This window comes from uncultured Sphingomonas sp. (genome assembly GCF_937859915.1).
Classification (GTDB): domain Bacteria; phylum Pseudomonadota; class Alphaproteobacteria; order Sphingomonadales; family Sphingomonadaceae; genus Solisphingomonas.
Genome location: NZ_CALMAW010000111.1, coordinates 1 through 1,686, shown reverse-complemented (window position 1 = coordinate 1,686; position 1,686 = coordinate 1). Strand labels below are relative to the sequence as shown.

The 1,686-nt window shown below is 69.0% G+C and carries 1 protein-coding gene (only partly in view); it reads right to left on the bottom strand.

The window, feature by feature from the left end; all coding sequences use genetic code 11:
- Positions 1 to 1,686 carry part of the coding region annotated (infB, locus tag Q0326_RS14255; protein ID WP_298691632.1) for a translation initiation factor IF-2 on the bottom strand (this coding region is incomplete at its 5' end). The annotated region extends 715 nt beyond the left edge of the window, so 1,686 of the 2,401 annotated nt are shown.

Below are 1,686 nucleotides of genomic sequence, written 5' to 3'. Positions count from 1 at the left end.
GCCGCGACCTCGCGGGCGCGCGCCTCATTCTCGACCACCGAGAGCGGATCGCCCGCACCCGGCACACCCGACAGGCCGAGCACCTCGACGGGGACCGAAGGCCCTGCCGACTTGATCTGCTTGCCCTTGTCGTCGATCAGCGCGCGGACCTTGCCGCTCTCGGCGCCGACGACGAAGATGTCGCCGACCTTGAGCGTGCCCTTGCGGATCAGGATCGTCGCGACCGCGCCGCGGCCGGTATCGAGCTGGGCTTCCACCACCGTGCCCTCGGCGGGCAGATCGGGGTTGGCCTTGAGTTCGAGGAACTCCGCTTGAAGCAGGATCTTCTCGATCAGCTCGTCGAGCCCGGTCCTCGCGGTCGCCGAGACCTCGACGTCCTGGACGTCGCCGCCCATCGCTTCGACCTGGACGTCATATTGCAGCAGCGCCTCGCGGACCTTCTGCGCATTGCCGCCCGGCTTGTCGATCTTGTTGATCGCCACGATCATCGGCACGCCGGCCGCCTTGGTGTGGTTGATCGCCTCGATCGTCTGCGGGCGGATGCCGTCGTCGGCCGCCACTACGATGATCACGATGTCGGTGATGTTGGCACCGCGCGCACGCATGTCGGAGAAGGCCTCGTGGCCCGGCGTGTCGAGGAAGGTGACCTTCTCGCCCGACTTTACCGTCACCTGATAGGCGCCGATATGCTGGGTGATCCCGCCCGCTTCGCCGGCGGCGACATCGGTGCCGCGCAGCGCGTCGAGCAACGAGGTCTTGCCGTGATCGACATGGCCCATGATCGTGACCACCGGCGACCGCGGCACCGCGCCGACATCGTCGTCGGTATCGGTCGAGGCGACGATGTCGATGTCGCTGTCGGACACGCGCTTGAGATTGTGCCCGAATTCGGTGACGAGCAGCTCGGCGGTGTCCTGATCGATCGTCTGGTTGACGGTGACGGGCATGCCCATCTTGAACAGGGCTTTGACGAGGTCCGCGCCGCGCTCGGCCATGCGGATGGCGAGCTCGCCGACGGTGATGGTCTCGGGGACGACGACGTCGCGAACCTGCTTGGTCTGCTGGCCGCCCGACTGGTGCGAGCGCTTGTCCTTCTCCCGCGAGCGCTTGAGCGCGGCGAGGCTGCGCGCCCGCGCGCCACCCTCGTCGTCGAGCGCCTTGGTAACGGTGAGCTTGCCCGACTGGCGACGGTCATCCGCGCCAGGCCGGCCACTGCGAACCGGCTTCGCCGGCGGCTTGGGCCGCTCAGGCGACGCGACGGGCGTGAAGCGACGGGGCGGCGGCACGCCATTGCTAAGGCGCGCCTCTGGTTCCGCGGATGCAGTATCTGCAGACGCAGCAACTTCGGTTGCAGCGACTGATGGCGCAGCCGTCGTTTCGGCCGCAGCGGGCGTCGGTTCTGGCGCCGCCTTGTCGACGACCCGCGCATTCTTCGCGGCCTCGAGGCGGGCCTTCTCATTCTCGATGGCCTCGGCTTTGAGACGCTCGTCGCGGCGACGATTTTCCTCATTGGCGGCCATACGCGCCTCTTCCGCCTCGCGCAGCAGGCGTTCCTGCTGCTCGCGACGCTCAAGCGGCGTCAGCGGCCGCGTGTTGATCTGCGGCGCGCGCTGTACGGGTGCGGCCGGACGCGGCGGCGGGGGAGGGGCGGCGACCGCGGCGGGTGGCGGCGCTGGCGCAGGGGTC